General features: G+C 65.0%; 18 protein-coding genes. 13 read left to right on the top strand and 5 right to left on the bottom strand.

Annotated elements, in window-relative coordinates; genetic code table 11:
* Nucleotides 1–169: 169 nt before the first annotated feature.
* Both QCE48_RS02650 and trxA read left to right on the top strand, forming a co-directional pair.
* Complete coding sequence (locus QCE48_RS02650; RefSeq protein WP_309786271.1) at nucleotides 170–1,069, top strand: pirin family protein; 900 nt, start codon at nucleotides 170–172, stop codon at nucleotides 1,067–1,069.
* An 88-nt stretch (nucleotides 1,070–1,157) separates the two neighbouring features.
* Complete coding sequence (trxA, locus tag QCE48_RS02645) at nucleotides 1,158–2,006, top strand: thioredoxin (protein ID WP_309786272.1); 849 nt, start codon at nucleotides 1,158–1,160, stop codon at nucleotides 2,004–2,006.
* 96 nt (nucleotides 2,007–2,102) lie between these two features.
* On the opposite strand, the gene QCE48_RS02640 is transcribed toward trxA, so the two are convergent.
* Nucleotides 2,103–2,951 carry a tRNA threonylcarbamoyladenosine dehydratase gene (locus tag QCE48_RS02640; protein WP_309786273.1) on the bottom strand — a complete coding sequence of 283 codons (849 nt, stop codon included), beginning with the start codon at nucleotides 2,949–2,951 and terminating at the stop codon, nucleotides 2,103–2,105.
* Nucleotides 2,952–3,243: 292 nt separating this feature from the next.
* Between QCE48_RS02640 and pdxH the strand changes: the two genes are divergently transcribed.
* The 3 genes from pdxH to QCE48_RS02625 all read left to right on the top strand — a co-directional run bounded on the left by pdxH (nucleotide 3,244) and on the right by QCE48_RS02625 (nucleotide 6,377).
* Entirely contained in the window at nucleotides 3,244–3,885 is a 642-nt protein-coding gene (pdxH, locus tag QCE48_RS02635) for a pyridoxamine 5'-phosphate oxidase (protein WP_309786274.1), read from the top strand.
* A gap of 213 nt (nucleotides 3,886–4,098) precedes the next feature.
* Nucleotides 4,099–5,313 carry a cyclopropane-fatty-acyl-phospholipid synthase family protein gene (locus QCE48_RS02630; protein ID WP_309786275.1) on the top strand — a complete coding sequence of 405 codons (1,215 nt, stop codon included), beginning with the start codon at nucleotides 4,099–4,101 and terminating at the stop codon, nucleotides 5,311–5,313.
* Nucleotides 5,310–6,377 carry a DUF72 domain-containing protein gene (locus tag QCE48_RS02625; protein WP_404983323.1) on the top strand — a complete coding sequence of 356 codons (1,068 nt, stop codon included), beginning with the start codon at nucleotides 5,310–5,312 and terminating at the stop codon, nucleotides 6,375–6,377. The genes QCE48_RS02630 and QCE48_RS02625 overlap by 4 nt, the downstream gene beginning before the upstream one ends.
* Nucleotides 6,378–6,411: 34 nt before the next feature.
* Here the strand turns inward: QCE48_RS02625 and msrA are convergent, their stop codons facing one another.
* Nucleotides 6,412–6,981 carry a peptide-methionine (S)-S-oxide reductase MsrA gene (gene msrA, locus QCE48_RS02620; protein ID WP_309786277.1) on the bottom strand — a complete coding sequence of 190 codons (570 nt, stop codon included), beginning with the start codon at nucleotides 6,979–6,981 and terminating at the stop codon, nucleotides 6,412–6,414.
* A 239-nt stretch (nucleotides 6,982–7,220) separates the two neighbouring features.
* Between msrA and QCE48_RS02615 the strand changes: the two genes are divergently transcribed.
* Nucleotides 7,221–7,733: a flavin reductase family protein gene (locus QCE48_RS02615; protein WP_309786278.1), complete on the top strand. Its 513-nt coding sequence runs from the start codon at nucleotides 7,221–7,223 to the stop codon at nucleotides 7,731–7,733.
* Between the two features lie 6 nt (nucleotides 7,734–7,739).
* On the opposite strand, the gene QCE48_RS02610 is transcribed toward QCE48_RS02615, so the two are convergent.
* The gene (locus QCE48_RS02610) at nucleotides 7,740–8,231 is read right to left on the bottom strand and encodes an Lrp/AsnC family transcriptional regulator (RefSeq protein WP_309786279.1); all 492 of its coding nucleotides are present in this window, start codon (nucleotides 8,229–8,231) and stop codon (nucleotides 7,740–7,742) included.
* A 134-nt stretch (nucleotides 8,232–8,365) separates the two neighbouring features.
* On the opposite strand from QCE48_RS02610, the gene kynB reads away from it, so the two are divergent.
* The 3 genes from kynB to kynA are packed head-to-tail and all read left to right on the top strand — an operon-like array spanning nucleotide 8,366 to nucleotide 11,159.
* Nucleotides 8,366–8,995, top strand: a complete 630-nt coding sequence (kynB, locus tag QCE48_RS02605; RefSeq protein WP_309786280.1) for an arylformamidase — start codon at nucleotides 8,366–8,368, stop codon at nucleotides 8,993–8,995.
* A gap of 26 nt (nucleotides 8,996–9,021) precedes the next feature.
* Entirely contained in the window at nucleotides 9,022–10,272 is a 1,251-nt protein-coding gene (gene kynU / locus QCE48_RS02600; RefSeq protein ID WP_309786281.1) for a kynureninase, read from the top strand.
* Nucleotides 10,273–10,283: 11 nt separating this feature from the next.
* Nucleotides 10,284–11,159, top strand: coding sequence for a tryptophan 2,3-dioxygenase (gene kynA / locus QCE48_RS02595; RefSeq protein ID WP_309786282.1), 876 nt, complete (start codon nucleotides 10,284–10,286; stop codon nucleotides 11,157–11,159).
* Between the two features lie 3 nt (nucleotides 11,160–11,162).
* Here kynA and QCE48_RS02590 read toward each other — a convergent pair whose 3' ends face one another.
* Nucleotides 11,163–11,951, bottom strand: a complete 789-nt coding sequence (locus QCE48_RS02590; protein ID WP_309786284.1) for an IclR family transcriptional regulator — start codon at nucleotides 11,949–11,951, stop codon at nucleotides 11,163–11,165.
* A gap of 116 nt (nucleotides 11,952–12,067) precedes the next feature.
* Here QCE48_RS02590 and QCE48_RS02585 point away from each other — a divergent pair, with 116 nt between their 5' ends.
* From QCE48_RS02585 to QCE48_RS02570, 4 genes are all read left to right on the top strand, one after another.
* Complete coding sequence (locus QCE48_RS02585; RefSeq protein ID WP_309786285.1) at nucleotides 12,068–13,258, top strand: acyl-CoA dehydrogenase; 1,191 nt, start codon at nucleotides 12,068–12,070, stop codon at nucleotides 13,256–13,258.
* Between the two features lie 313 nt (nucleotides 13,259–13,571).
* Nucleotides 13,572–13,874, top strand: coding sequence for a YqjD family protein (locus QCE48_RS02580; protein WP_062632675.1), 303 nt, complete (start codon nucleotides 13,572–13,574; stop codon nucleotides 13,872–13,874).
* 229 nt (nucleotides 13,875–14,103) lie between these two features.
* Nucleotides 14,104–14,484 (top strand): phage holin family protein, encoded by a 381-nt coding sequence (locus tag QCE48_RS02575; protein ID WP_309786287.1) that lies wholly within the window; start codon nucleotides 14,104–14,106, stop codon nucleotides 14,482–14,484.
* Between the two features lie 81 nt (nucleotides 14,485–14,565).
* A complete protein-coding gene (locus QCE48_RS02570; protein ID WP_309786289.1) occupies nucleotides 14,566–15,069 on the top strand; it encodes a DUF3318 domain-containing protein in 504 nt (167 codons plus the stop codon).
* A 10-nt stretch (nucleotides 15,070–15,079) separates the two neighbouring features.
* Here the strand turns inward: QCE48_RS02570 and QCE48_RS02565 are convergent, their stop codons facing one another.
* Nucleotides 15,080–15,535, bottom strand: a complete 456-nt coding sequence (locus tag QCE48_RS02565) for a type IV pilin protein (protein ID WP_309786290.1) — start codon at nucleotides 15,533–15,535, stop codon at nucleotides 15,080–15,082.
* Nucleotides 15,536–15,538: the final 3 nt, after the last annotated feature.

Genomic DNA, 15,538 nt, shown 5'->3' with positions numbered 1-15,538 from the left:
GTTGCTCACTGTTACTGCGTCGATAACCGAAACCCGCTTGCAGGACGGCTCCGCCCGCAGCACGCTCCGCCACGAACACCGCGATGACGGTCCCTCGTCGGACGAACGCTGCGCCGCGCCGGTTCGGCCAGTAGAATCGGCAGTTCCAGGACTCATTGCGGCGGCTCCCATGTCTTCGACCATCCACGTCTCTCTCAAGCCGCATCAACATGACGTCGGCGGCCTCACCGTGCGGCGCGTGCTGCCTGCGCTCGCCGTGCGGACCGTCGGCCCGTTCATCTTCTTCGACCACATCGGACCCGCAACGCTCGTGCCCGGCAAAGGCCTCGACGTGCGCCCGCATCCGCACATCGGGCTCGCCACCGTCACCTATCTTTTCGACGGCGCGATCATGCATCGCGACAGCGTCGGCTCGGTGCAGAAGATCGTCCCCGGCGATGTTAACTGGATGACAGCCGGGCGCGGCATCGTCCATTCGGAGCGCACGCCCGACGAGGAACGCGCGTCCGGCCAGTCGATGCACGGCATCCAGACGTGGGTCGCGCTGCCGGTCGCGAGCGAGGACGTCGAGCCGTCGTTCGAGCATCATCCGGGCCCGACCCTGCCGCAGATCGAGCGCGACGGCGTGACGTTGCGCGTGATCGCGGGCAGCGCGTTCGGCGAGACGGCGCCGACAAAAACCTTCTCGCCGACGCTCTACGTCGCCGCGCACTTCGCCGCCGACGGCGAGATCGCGCTCGACACCGAGCACGAGGAGCGCGGCGTCTATCTGGTGGAAGGCGATCTTTCGATCGACGGCACGCCGGTTGCCGAACGCGAGATGGCGGTGCTGACGCCGGGCGCGAGCGTGACGCTCGCGAGCGCGAACGGCGCCATCGCGATGCTGCTCGGCGGCGCGCCGCTCGACGGCAAGCGGTTCATCGAATGGAACTTCGTGTCGAGTTCGCGCGAGAAGATCGAAGCCGCGAAGCGCGCGTGGAGCGAGCAACGCATGGGCCAGGTCCCCGGCGAAACCGAGTTCATCCCGCTGCCGCCGCCGCGCCGGGAGGACAAGGCGCCGGAGGCCTGAGCGCCGGATTCGAAGACCTGCGAGTTGATAACTGCGCAACGCGCCCCAACATGAGCGCCAATCGAAGCGCAAAGGAAAGGAGAACATCATGGATACGACGCTGGCAACTTTCGAAAACGATGTGATCGCGGCCTCGATGCTCGCGCCGGTGCTCGTCGATTTCTGGGCGCCGTGGTGCGGCCCGTGCAAGACGCTCGGGCCGATGCTTGAACGGCTCGAAGCCGAAGGCGCGGGCAAGTGGAAGCTCGTGAAGGTGAACGTCGACGAGAATCAGGAGCTAGCCGGCCACTTTCAGGTGCGCAGCATTCCGCACGTCATCGCGTTCGCGGACGGCCATGCGGTCGATCAGTTCGTCGGCGTGCTGCCGGAAGGCCAGTTGCGCGCGTTCCTCGACAAGCTGGTCCCGGACGGCGCCGACGCCGAGCGCCGCGCCGCGCACGGAATGTGGGCGGCGGGCAACAAAGCGGGCGCGATCGACCAGATCAAGGCCGCGCTCGCGCTGGACCCGGGCTACGACGAGGCGCGTCTCGACCTGATCGAGTGGCTGCTCGCCGAGCGCCGCACCGACGAGGCGCGCGAGGAAGACAAGCTGCTTTCGCCGAAGACGACGCAGGGCATCGACGCGCGCTACAACGCGCTGAAGACCGAGCTGGACGCCGCCGACGCCGCGGCCGCGCTGCCGCCCGCCGACGCGCTGATCGAAGCGGTGCAAAAAAATCCGGAAGATCTCGACGCGCGCTTCGCGCTCGCGAACCGGCTGATTGCGGGCCGCGACTATGGCGGCGCGCTGGAACATCTGCTCGAAATCGTCCTGCGCGACCGCGCTTTCATGGACGACGTCGGTCGCAAGACGATGCTGTCGGTTTTCGACCTCGCCGCGAATCAGCCGGAAATGGTCGCGCAATGGCGGCGCAAATTGAGCGCGGCGCTCAATTAATCGACGTCAATAAAAGCTTTCAGTTTTATTAATCCGCGCGTTTGAAAAGAATCGGCCGCCTTTCATGAGGCGGCCGATTTTCATTTATCCGGGCTTTCAAACCCGCTTTGCCAGATCGCGCAAGACATAGGCGACGGCCGCAAACCCGAAACTTGCCGTCACGCAGACGCTCGATCCAAAGCCCGCGCAGTTCAGACCGACCGGTCCCACGTAGCCCGGCGCGGTTTCGAAGTGCTCGGACGCTTCGCCGATATCGCAGGCGGGCGCCTCCGGGTAGATCAGCGGCTCGTCCGAATAGACGGCGTTCACCTTGAACTTCGACTTCGGCCCGCGGGGAAAGCCGTGCAGCTTGCGCAACTGGCCGCGCACCTTGGAGAGCAGCGGGTCCTGGATCGTCTGCGCGAGATCGTCGATACGGATGCGCGTCGGGTCGAGCTGGCCGCCCGCGCCGCCCACGGTAATGAGCGGCTGCCGGCGCTCGACGCACCACGCGATCAGCGCGGTCTTGGTGCGCACGCTGTCGATCGCGTCGATCACGAAGTCGAAGCCGCCGCCGAGCACCGCGTCGAAATTCGACGGCTCCACGAAATCCTCGACCTGATGGACTTCGCACGCCGGATCGATCGCGTGGATGCGCTCGGCCATCGCGGTCACTTTCGCCTTGCCGTAGTTGCCGTCGAGCGCGTGGATCTGCCGGTTGGTGTTGCTTTCCGCGACGTTGTCCAGGTCGATCAGCGTGATGCGCCCGACGGCGCTGCGCGCAAGCGCCTCCGCCGCCCACGAGCCGACACCGCCGATGCCGATCACCGCGACGTGCGCGCGTTCGAGCGCGGCGAGCGCGGGTGCGCCATATAGCCGCGCGATGCCGCCGAAACGCCGTGCGCGGTCGGCCTGCGCTGTGGTGTCGTCGGCGGGATCAAGCTTGGAATCGGATGGCACGGTCATGGGAGGTCGGAAGCATGGGCGGCAGTGCGCTCGGGGCGCGTCACGCATTATCTGCAGGTTTTTATCGGATTGCGTATTCTGCCTTAACGCGCTCCCTAAAGCGCTCCCTAAAGCGCCCCCTCAAGCGCTGCCTTAGCGCCGATTCGCGGCCTGGCGGACGGCTCGCCATTCGTACATTGACGCTGGATTTACGCCGGGCTTTGCGCGCGCGACAATGGTCGCATGGGGATGTATCGGGGCACGAAAGTCCGGCCTTGGCTATACTGATGCGACTGTAGCGTTTGCCTAAAACATGACGACTCTCGCCGATCTTCGTAAGAGCTATACCCTCGGATCGCTCGACGCTGCCGACGTCGATCCGAATCCGGTTCGCCAGTTCGAGACATGGTTCGCCCAGGCGCTCGACGCCAAACTGCCCGAGCCGAACACCATGACGCTTGCCACCGTCGACGAACGCGGCCGGCCGTCGGCGCGCATCGTGCTGATCAAGGCTGTCGACGAGCGCGGGTTCGTCTTCTTCACGAATTACGAGAGCCGCAAGGGCCGCGAGCTGGCCGCCAATTCCGCCGCGAGCCTCCTCTTCTACTGGATCGAACTCGAGCGCCAGGTGCGCATCGAGGGCTCCGTCGTCAAGACGAGCGCCGAAGAAAGCGACGCGTACTTCGCGTCGCGGCCGCTCGGATCGCGCATCGGCGCGTGGGCATCGGAGCAGAGTCAGGTGCTCGAAAGCCGTGCGGCGCTCGAAGCCCGCGAGCGCGAAGTGATCGCGCAATACGGCGACAGCCCGCCGCGCCCCCCGCACTGGGGCGGCTACCGGCTCGTGCCCGACACCATCGAATTCTGGCAAGGCCGTCCTTCACGGCTGCACGACCGCATCGTGTACCGGCGCGAAGACACGGGCGGCGATTGGAGCATCGTCAGGCTCGCGCCTTGACCCGGCTTTCGCCGGTCGAAAGCGCGCGCGCGTTGCATCGCCCCCGGTCCATCGCGGACCATGCAGTTTCATGCGCACCGCAGCGTAACCGTGACGATGCGAGTAGCGGTGCGCGTGGCCCGTTGGTCGTTCACGGAGCGTAGAAGCAGAAGATCAGGACGAACTGAAGATGCGAGCCTTCCCTTAATTTCATCTAAGCGCGGAGAAACAAGCATGTTCTGGGAGAAGAAGCTGACGCAGTGGGTGCAGGACGTTCGGGACCGGGCCAACCTGCCCGCGCGTCTGGTGTTGTGGGACGGACAGCAGCATGACTTCGGCAGTTTCGCCGCGCCGCAGGTTACGCTGCACGTGAAGAGCGCCACCGCGCTGCCCTACCTGCTCGAACCTAGCCTCGACAATCTCGGCGAAGCCTACGTGAAGGGCAAGATCGACATCGAAGGCAAGCTGTCGGACATCATCAACATCAGCTACTCGCTCGCCAAGAGCACCGTCACCAGCGCGAGCAAGCTGGCGCGCGTGCGGCGCTACTTCACCCATTCGAAGTTGTCGGACAAAAAGGCGATCCAGTATCACTACGACGTCTCCAACGACTTCTACCGCCTCTGGCTCGACCGCAACATGGTGTACTCGTGCGCGTACTTCGAGAACGGCGACGAAGACATCGATACCGCGCAGTTGAAGAAGATCGACCACATTCTCACCAAGATCCAGTTGCAGCCCGGCCAGCGTCTGCTCGATATCGGCTGCGGCTGGGGGGCGCTCGTCATCCGCGCGGCGCAGAAGTTCGGCGCGAAATGCGTCGGCGTGACGCTGTCGCAAAACCAGTTCGATCTCGCGACTCAGCGCGTGAAGGAAGCCGGCCTCGAAAGCCAGGTCGAGATCCGCCTGCAGGACTATCGCGACGTCGACGGCCAGTTCGACCGCATCACGAGCGTCGGCATGTTCGAGCACGTCGGGCGCAAGAACCTGCCGGTGTATTTCCGCAAGGTCTGCGATCTCCTGACCGACGACGGCGTCGCAATGAACCACGGCATCACGTCGACGGATGCCGACAGCGGCGAAACCGCCTACGGCGGCGGCGAATTCATCGACCGCTACGTGTTCCCCGACGGCGAGCTGCCGCACATCGGCCTCGCGCTCGAGTCGCTGCAGCGCGGCGGACTGGAGGCGATCGACGTCGAAAGCTTACGGCGTCATTACGCGCGCACGCTGAACGCGTGGGCGGAGCGCTTCGAGTCGAACGCGGAACAGGCAAAGCAACTCGTCGACGATGAAAAATTCCGCATCTGGCGCGTTTATCTCGCGGGCTGCGCGTACGCGTTCGAAAACGACGACGTGTCGATCTACCAGATCGTGTGCCGCAAGGCCGGCCGCAACGCGAAGACACTGCCGTGGTCGCGCCGCTACATGTACGAGAAGCCGCTCTGAACGGGACGCCCGACGAGCAAGGCGATTTGTTCGGTGGCTCGGCCGCGCCTGAAGCCGCAGTCGAACCCGCGCCTCGAGAACCCGCGCCCCGCAAGCCGCGCGGCGTGCTGCCCGCGACCGTCCCGCCCGAACTCGACGCGCTTTCGCGGCGCCTTTCGGCCAGCGTGCATCTGGGCACGTCGACGTGGTCGTTTCCCGGCTGGCGCGACATCGTCTACGGCGACGATTACTCGAACACCAGGTTATCCCGCGACGGCCTGAACGCTTACGGCGCGTATCCGCTCTTGAAATGCCTGTCGATCGACCGGTCGTTCTACGCGCCGCTCTCGCTCGCGGAATACGCGCGCTACGCGAGTCAGGTGCCCGGCCGTTTCCGCTTCATCGTGAAAGCGCCCGCCTCCGTCACCGACGCCGTGCTGCGCGGCGAACGCGGCGTGCCCGCGGGCGACAACCCGGCGTTCCTGAACGCGCAAATCGCCGTCGACGAATTCGTGCGGCCGTGCATCGGCGGCCTCGGCGCGAAAGCCGGCGCGCTCGTGTTCCAGTTCTCGCCGCTGCCCGATGCGATGATCGTCGAGCCGTCGCTGTTCATCGACCGGCTTGCCGCGTTTCTGCGCGCGCTCCCGCCGCTCGAAGGCGAAAGCCGCTACGCGGTGGAACTGCGCGACGCGGTCATGCTGACGCCGCGCTTCATCCGCGCACTGCGCGACGCGAATGTGCGCTACTGCATCGGCGTGCACGCGCGCATGCCCGAAACGTGGCGCCAGGCAAAGGCGCTCGCGCTGCTGGACGAAAAAGAACTGGGGCCGTTGATCGTGCGCTGGAGCCTGCACAGCGGCTTCAAGTACGAGCAGGCGAAGTCGAAGTACGAGCCGTTCGACAAGCTCGTCGACGAAGACCCGGACACCCGGCGCGACCTGGCGGAACTGGCCGCGCGCTATGTGTTCGCGGGCCAGCCTGTTGTGATAGCGGTGAACAACAAGGCGGAAGGCTCGGCGCCGCTCACTTGCTTCAAGCTGGCAGAAGCGATCGCGCTCGCTTGCGAAGAGCGGCGCGAAGCATGAAAAACGGCGCTGCGCGGCGCCGTCGAAGAGAACATCAGCGTTTGAGCCGGCTCGCGAACTTCTGCCGGAACTTCGCCACCTTCGGCGCGATCACGAACGAGCAGTAGCCCTGGTTCGGATGCTGCGCGAAGTAGTTCTGGTGGTAGGCCTCGGCGGGGAAGTAGTTGCCGTCGAGCGGCGTCACTTCGGTCACGATCTTGCCGTCGTAGACGTCCTCGCGCTGTAGCGCGTCGATCACGTCGAGCGCGACGCTGCGCTGCTCTTCCGATTCCGTGAACACGGCCGACCGGTACTGGGTGCCGACATCGTTGCCTTGCCGGTTGAGCTGCGTCGGATCGTGCGTCGCGAAGAAGATCTCGAGGACCTCGCGATAACCGATCACCGACGGGTCGAACTCCACCTTCACCACTTCGGCGTGACCGGTGTTGCCGTCGCAAACCTGCTCGTAGGACGGATTGCGCACCTGGCCGCCAGCGTAGCCCGACTCCACCGACAACACGCCCTCGACACCGAGAAACACCGCCTCCGTGCACCAGAAGCAACCGCCGCCGACGACGGCCGTCTCACGCGAGGCGGGCTGATTCTGCTGGTTTTGTTCAGTCATGGTTCGCTCCGGTTGTGCGCATCGGTGACTTATATGGGTGCGCGAACTGAGTCCTCAAGCCGGCGAGCTTACTGTCTTTTCAAAAGCCACGCCGGCGACGCGGACTTCAAAAGCCGCGGCAAAGGCGATTCCGCTAGAATCCAGACAATTCGAATTTTCCTTACATGACTTCAGAAAAAGTCCTTCCGTCTCCCGCGCGACAAGCGGCCGGTCCGGTCGTACACGACACAGTTGCTCCGATGAAACGCGCCAAATCCCCGAATTTCGACCACCCCGCGTTTCGCGACGCCCTAAGCCAGTTCGCGACGGGCGTCACGGTCATCACGACGCGCGCGCCCTCCGGCCAGTTGATCGGCATCACCGCGAGTTCGTTCAATTCCGTGTCGCTCGATCCGCCGCTCGTGTTGTGGAGCCTCGCGACCAAATCGGCGTCGATGCCGGTGTTCCAGTCGAACAGTCACTACGTGGTGAATGTGCTGGCGGCATCGCAGATCGACCTGTGCAAGCGCTTCGCCACCGTCAAGGGCGACCGCTTCGCGGGCGTCTCGCACGCAGCCGGCGACACCGGCATGCCCGTGCTCGACGGCGCACTTGCCTGGTTCGAATGCCACAACCGCAGCCGCTATCAGGAAGGCGACCACGTGATTTTCGTCGGCGAAGTGGAGCGCTGCGGCGTGCATGAGAACGCGAAGGAAATCGCCCCGCTGGTCTTCCAGGCGGGGGCGTTCCACACGATCAAGCCGATCGGCTGATCCCGGCTACGGGCGCGGCTGTTCGATCAGCGCGACCGGCACGCCGCCTTCGTCCTTCATGGTCTGCAGGACGATGTTCGAACGGATGTCGATGACGCCCGGCGCCTTGTACAGCTTGCTCAGGATGAAATCCGAGTAATGCTTGAGGTTGTGCGCGAGCACGCGCAGCACGTAGTGCGTGTCGCCCGTCACCACGAACGCGCTGACCACTTCCGGCCATTCCCGCACGGCCGCCGCGAAAGTCTCGTGCCAGTTTTCCTGGTCGTTGCGCATCGAGACGTGGACGAACGCTTCCAGTTCGATGCCGAGCCGCTCGCGATCCAGACACGCGCGGTAGCTCGCGATGACGCCCTCTTCCTCCAGAAGACGCATCCGGCGCAGACACGCCGACGGTGACAGCGCGATGCGCTCCGCCAAATCCAGGTTGCTGATCCGTCCGTCTTCCTGCAGTACCGCCAAAATACGGCAATCCGTTGCATCGAGCGTGAACCCAGTCATTTTTTAGTCTCCTGGCCCGTTTCATCGAATTATGTTCTAAGACGCGCCGTTTTGGGTGGTTATTTAGCAAGCACTTTTCAGGGCTTGACGACTATGATTTGACGCATATTCACAATTCTGCCAGGCGCCGCGCAATGACTATCCTCTGGGACATTTCCCCGCCGATCCGCCCGGAAACGCCCGTCTGGCCGGGCGATACGCCGGTCGGCGTCGAGCGCGTCTGGCGCATGGAGGCAGGCTCGCCCGTGAACGTCGGGCGTCTGACGCTTTCGCCCCACACCGGCGCGCACGCCGATGCCCCGCTGCACTACGACGCCGAAGGCGCGCCGATCGGCGAAGTCGCGCTCGACACCTATCTCGGCCCGTGCCGCGTCATTCACTGCATCGGCGCGGCGCCGGTCGTGACGCCGGAGCAGATCGCGCGCTTTCTCGGCGACGCCCCGCCGCGCGTGCTGCTGCGCACCTACGAGCGCGCGCCGCTCGACGCCTGGGACCCGCACTTTTGCGCGGTCGCGCCGGAAACCGTCGATCTGCTGGCGAAAAGCGGCGTGCGCCTGATCGGCATCGATACGCCCTCGCTCGACCCGCAGGCGTCGAAGACGATGGACGCCCATAAGCGCATCCGCGCGCATCGCATGGCGATTCTCGAAGGCCTCGTGCTCGACGCGATCGCGCCCGGCGACTACGAACTGATCGCGCTGCCGCTCAAGTTCGCAACGCTCGACGCCAGCCCCGTGCGCGCCGTGCTGCGCCCGCTTCCCTGATTTTCATGACCCAACCGGACTTTTCGATGAATCATCGTGACGATGCAGCGGCCCTCGACCGCGACGACCCGCTTCACGCCCTGCGCGACCAGTTCGCGCTCCAGCGCGACGTGATCTACCTCGACGGCAACTCGCTCGGCGTTCCGCCGAAAACGTCCGCCGCGCGCGCCGCCGCCGTCATCGCCGGCGAATGGGGCGAAGGACTCATCCGGAGCTGGAACACCGCGGGCTGGTTCGCGCTGCCGAAGCGCCTCGGCAACAAGCTCGCGCCGCTGATCGGCGCGGGCGCGGACGAAGTCGTCGTCACCGATACGATTTCGAGCAACCTCTTCAAGGTGCTGTCGGCGGCGTTGAAGATGGCGAACGCGCGCGATCCGAAGCGTCGCGTGATCGTGTCGGAGCGCTCGAATTTCCCGACCGACCTGTACATCGCGCAGGGCCTCATCGAGCAACTGGATCGCGGCTATGAACTGCGCCTCGTCGACGATCCCTCGGAACTCGCCGCCGCGATCGACGACGACACCGCCATCGCGATGATCACCCACGTCAATTACCGCACCGGCTACATGCACGACATGAGCGCCGTCACGCAACTGATCCACCGCGCGGGCGCGCTCGCCGTGTGGGATCTCGCGCACTCGGCGGGCGCGGTGCCGGTCGACCTGAACGGCGTCGGCGCGGATTACGCGGTCGGCTGCACGTACAAGTACCTGAACGGCGGTCCGGGTTCGCCCGCGTTCGTCTGGGTGCCGAAGCGCCACCAGAACGCGTTCTCGCAGCCGCTCTCCGGCTGGTGGGGCCACAGACAACCGTTCGAGATGAGCCCGACCTATCGTCCCGACGACGGCATCGGCCGCTTCCTGTGCGGCACGCAGCCGGTGGTGTCGATGGCGCTCGTCGAATGCGGGCTCGACGTCTTCCTGCAAACCGACATGGCGACGCTGCGCCGCAAGTCGCTCGCGCTCTCCGATCTGTTCATCCGGCTCGTCGAGACGCGCTGCGGGAAGTTTCCGCTCACGCTCGTCACGCCGCGCGCGCATCACGAGCGCGGTTCGCAGGCGAGCTTCGAGCATCCGCACGGCTATGAGGTGATGCAGGCGCTGATCGCACGCAACGTGATCGGCGATTATCGCGAGCCGCACGTGCTGCGGTTTGGCTTCACGCCGCTTTACACGCGCTTTGTCGACGTCTGGGACGCCGTGGAAGTGCTGCGCGACGTGCTCGAAACCGAAGCGTGGCGCGCGCCCGAATTCGCCGAGCGCGGCGCGGTGACCTGAGAGAGATCGACATGACACAGACCACGACCGGCTGCCCAATGGGCCACGGCGCCGCCGCGCCCGCGCAGGAAGGCTGGCACGACGCCCAGCTCGATTTCTCCGACTCGATGAGCTACGGCGATTACCTCTCGCTCGATGCGATCCTCTCGGCGCAACATCCGCTTTCGCCCGATCACAACGAGATGCTCTTCATCGTCCAGCATCAGACGAGCGAGTTGTGGATGAAGCTCGCGCTCTACGAACTGCGCGCGGCGCTCGCGTCCGTGCATCGCGACGAGTTGCCGCCCGCGTTCAAGATGCTCGCGCGCGTCTCGCGGATCTTCGAGCAGCTCGTGCAGGCATGGAACGTCCTCTCGACGATGACGCCGTCCGAATACACGGCGATGCGGCCTTATCTGGGCGCGTCGTCGGGGTTCCAGTCGCATCAGTACCGGCAGATCGAGTTCCTGCTCGGCAACAAGAACGTTCAGATGCTCAAGCCGCACGCCCACCGGCCGGCCGTGCTCGCCGAGGTTCAGGCGACGCTTGCAGCACCCTCCTTCTACGACGAAGTCATCCGGCTGCTGGCGCGGCGCGGTTTCCCGATCGCGCCCGAACGGCTCGAACGCGACTGGACCCAGCCGACGACCCACGACGCGTCGGTCGAAGCGGCGTGGCTCGCGGTTTATCGCGATCCCTCGAAGTATTGGGAGCTGTACGAGATGGCCGAAGAACTGGTCGATCTGGAAGACGCATTCCGGCAATGGCGCTTTCGCCATGTGACGACTGTCGAGCGGATCATTGGCTTCAAGCAGGGCACGGGCGGCACGAACGGCGCGCCGTACCTGCGCAAGATGCTCGATGTCGTGCTGTTTCCGGAGTTGTGGCACGTGAGGACCGTGCTCTGAGCATCACGCGAGCCGCGCCGCCAGCGCCCTGAGCCTCGGCGCGATGACCTCGCGAAACATCGCCTCCCCCATCGACGACGCCGGCCCGCTGCTGCTCAAGACGAGCCAGCGGCCATTCCTCACGTCGCGAAACGGCGCGGCGATCGCGTTGACGTCGTCGTGCCAGTCGCGAAAGGAGTAGCAACAGCCGTCGCGGGCGAAATCCTCCATCGCCACTTCCGCCGCCTTCACGAGCGTCGCGCCGTCCGCGCCGGCCGCCGCCGATAGTTCCGCAAGCAACGCCGCGCGCGCCGCCGGCTCCTGCACCGCGAGATAAGCGCGGCCCATCGAACTCGTCAGCATCGAGAGCCGCGAGCCGGGCGCGAGACCGAGCGTCAGCGCGGTCTCGCTGCGGATCGTCTCCAGATAGATCATGTCGAGCCCGTCGCGGCATCCGAGCGACACCGCCGCGCCGATCTCCCGCGCGAGTTCGCGCATGTGCGGGCGCGCGAGTTCGAGCGTGTCCGCGCCCGCGAGCAACGCGAATCCGAGCGACAGCACGCCCGTGTCGAGCGCGTATTTACCGGCCGCTTCGTCGAAACGCAGATAGCCGAGCGTCGTGAGCGTATAGGCGAGCCGGTTGACAGTCGCCTTCGGCAGACCGGTGCGCTCGGCGAAATCGCGATTGCCGAGCAGCACTTCGCCCGGCCGGAACGCGCGCAGCAATTCCAGCCCGCGAGCGAGCGCGACGACGAACTTGCGCTCGTCGAGCGCTTCCGGCGACGCGAAATTGCGGATGGAATCCGACGACATCGGGTGCTAGACTCCAGGTTGATTTTGCAAAACATTGTTCCGCACAGCGGAATTCAAGTCAAGCGTCAGGCATTACCGAAGCCGGCGCGTTTTTCAGGAAAGTCAGGAGAAAGCACATGGCCGACGCCGCCCGTTTCAACTGGGAAGACCCGCTCTTGCTCGATCAGCAGTTGAGCGACGAAGAACGCATGATCCGCGACGCCGCGCGCGCCTACGCGCAGGACAAGCTCGCGCCGCGCGTCCTCGCTGCGTTTCGCGAGGAAAAGACCGATCCGGCGATCTTCCGCGAGATGGGCGAAATGGGTCTCCTCGGCCCGACGATTCCCGAGCAGTACGGCGGCCCCGGTCTCAATTACGTGAGCTACGGCCTGATCGCGCGCGAAGTGGAGCGCGTGGATTCGGGCTATCGGTCGATGATGTCGGTGCAGTCGTCGCTCGTGATGGTGCCGATCAACGCCTTCGGCAGCGACGCGCAAAAGGAAAAATATCTGCCGAAGCTCGCGACCGGTGAGTGGATCGGCTGCTTCGGCCTGACCGAGCCGAACGCCGGCTCCGATCCGGCCAGCATGACAACGCGCGCGAAGAAAGTGAGCGGCGGCTATTCGCTGTCGGGATCGAAGATGTGGATTTCGAACTCGCCGATCGCCGACGTGTTCGTCGTTTGGGCGAAGCTCGAAGAAGACGGCCGCGACGAAATCCGCGGCTTCATCCTGGAAAAAGGCTGGAAGGGGCTGTCGGCGCCCGCGATTCACGGCAAGGTCGGCTTGCGGGCGTCGATCACCGGCGAAATCGTGATGGACGAGGTTTTCGTCCCCGAAGACAACCTGATGCCCGACGTGCGCGGTCTCAAAGGTCCGTTCACCTGCCTGAATTCGGCGCGCTACGGCATCGCGTGGGGCGCGCTCGGCGCGGCGGAGGCGTGCTGGCACACGGCGCGTCAATACGTGCTCGATCGCAAGCAGTTCGGCCGGCCGCTCGCCGCCAACCAGTTGATTCAAAAGAAACTCGCGGACATGCAGACCGAAATCACGCTCGGCCTGCAAGGCGTGCTGCGCCTCGGTCGCATGAAGGACGAAGGCACGGCGGCCGTCGAAATCACGTCGATCATGAAGCGCAATTCGTGCGGCAAGGCGCTCGATATCGCCCGGCTCGCGCGCGACATGCTCGGCGGCAACGGCATCTCGGATGAATTCGGCATCGCGCGGCATCTCGTGAATCTCGAAGTGGTGAACACCTACGAAGGCACGCACGATATCCACGCGTTGATCCTCGGTCGCGCCCAGACCGGGATTCAGGCGTTTTTCTGACGCTGCGCCCTTTCCTGCCCTGCCGAAAATTCGGAAAGCCAGCGCGATGCGCTGGCTTTTTCTTATTGAAAGACCGATTTAGCAGCGCGGCGCCCCGCCCGCGACGTTTGTTGTAATTTTTCGGCCGCCCGCAGGAAACTTTTACGGGCCAGATCGTCTCCATTCCTTTCATGCGCATCGTGCAGCGCTGCCCGGGCGGCCATCCGGCGGGAACAAAACGTGCGTATCGAGTTTTTCAAGACGCCTGAGGGCGCTCGTCAGCGACCGCATCTTTGGTTACGATTCGCGTAGCCTCACCCGATTGGAGTCATCAATGTCAGAAATCAATAAGGAGCGATTCATGTCGGATATCAAAACCGTTCTCTCCGATGCCGAGGACCTGCTCAAGCAAGCAGCCAGCGCCACCGGCGAGCGTGCATCCGAATTGCGCGAGACCGCTCTGACCCGGTTGAAGCAGGCGAAGGAGAAAGCAGCGGACGCGCAGGTCGTGGTCGTGGAGCGCGGCAAGAAGGCAGCGCGCGCAACCGACGACTACGTGCACGAGCATCCGTGGGCATCGATCGGTATCGCGGCGGGCCTGGGCGTGATGATCGGTCTCTTGATCAACCGCCGCTGACCTTCCATCCTGAAGCGGCAACCGTCGCAACTGTCTGGTAACGGGTGGCAGCGACCGTGTGGGCAGCGAAGCGATCCTTCGCGATAGCCGGCAGTGGCCTGATCATTGCTAAGACCGTTGCCAATGCTTCGAATCGGGTTCGAACCGGTTCGAAGCCCTCGCGCCGGTGGTCCTCGACGAGGTCCGCCGGCTCCACTCAGCGCTACTCAACGCGCCTCGCGCCCACGCCATGACGACTGAAAGGCCCTCTCCGCAATCGTCCCCCGGACCTTTGCGACGTATCGTGAGTTCCGCGTTCGCCATCTTCGAGACGCGTCTGGAACTGCTCGGCATCGAGCTTCAGGAGGAGAAGGAGCGTCTGATCGGCGTGCTGTTCCTTGGCCTCGCCGCGATGATGCTGACGATGATGGCATTGATCACGCTGACGGTGCTGATCGCCATCTTCTTCTGGGACACCTACCGCTGGCAGTCGCTCGTGGGCGTAACAATCGCTTATGCGCTCGTCGCGCTGTTCTGCGGCTTGCGGGCGAGAAGCGGCCTGCACGACGCGCCGAACATGTTCGACGAAACGCTCTCGGAATTCCGCAAGGACCGCGACACGTTCCGCTGAGCCACGCAACGCAACGCTACGACACGTCGCCCCGATATCGCGCCGCATTCTCAACCGCCGACCCCGAACGAGCCGCCCGACATGAGCCAATCCGACGACGCCTTCAAGGCGCAAAAGCGCGCCCAGGCGCACCAGCTGAGCACGCCGCACATGCGCGCGCTGCGCAAGGAACTGCTGATCGCGCGCGCGGACGTCGAGCGCATGGAGATCGCGCAGGCGAGCGCCGACCTGCGCCACTCGGTGACGCACTTCAGCTTTCTCAAGTTCCTGATTCCGCGCCGCGCCGCAGGCGGCTTTGGCCGCAACCGCGCGGCAGGCGGTGGCGGCGGCATCGCTTCGCTGCTGAGCGGACTCCTTTCCGGCGGCGGTGTCAGTTCGCTCCTGAGGCAATACCCGATCATCGGTTCGCTCGCCTCGCTGGTTTTGACGAAACCGGTGCTGAGCAAGCTCGCGCGCGGTGCGAAGCCCGCGCTCAAGTGGGGCGGACTCGGGTTGCTTGTCTGGGAAGGCTTTCGCGTCTGGCAGCAGATGAAGACCACGTCCACTGAAACCTCGACCGACGCCGTCGATCCGACCGTCTTCTGAGCGTGTACATTCACCGGCCGCTCCAGCAGGCGGCTGAGTCGACCATCCCGGCCGACGCCGGTGCGCGGTTCGATCGCGCGCCGGTTGCGTCGACGACAAAGACGCCACAGGCATCGTCCTGCATCGCGCCGGGCGCGACCGGCTCGGCCTCGATCGCGTAGCCGCCATTGGTCGCCGATTCGGACGTCGCGCGCAGCCGGTACACAGGCGTTCCGTTCGCGGGCGCCTGATCGAAACCGGCGGGCAACGAAGGCGCGTCGGCGTTTGGCGCGGGTTGCGCCGCGCGAGCCGTCTCGATGAACTGCGCGGCGCGGTGCAGCGCCGCCGACGCCTCCATGCGGTGCGCCTTCGCGACGTGTTCGCGATATGCGGGAATCGCAAACGTCGCGATGATCGCGACGACTCCGAGCGCGATCATCAGTTCGAGCAGACTGAAGCCCGCCCGGCGCGTACTCATCGGGTTCATGGG

This window comes from Caballeronia sp. LZ024, assembly GCF_031451455.1.
Classification (GTDB): Bacteria; Pseudomonadota; Gammaproteobacteria; order Burkholderiales; family Burkholderiaceae; genus Caballeronia; species Caballeronia telluris.
Note: the sequence above shows the minus strand (reverse complement) of the source record. Positions and strands in the feature narration are given on the sequence as shown.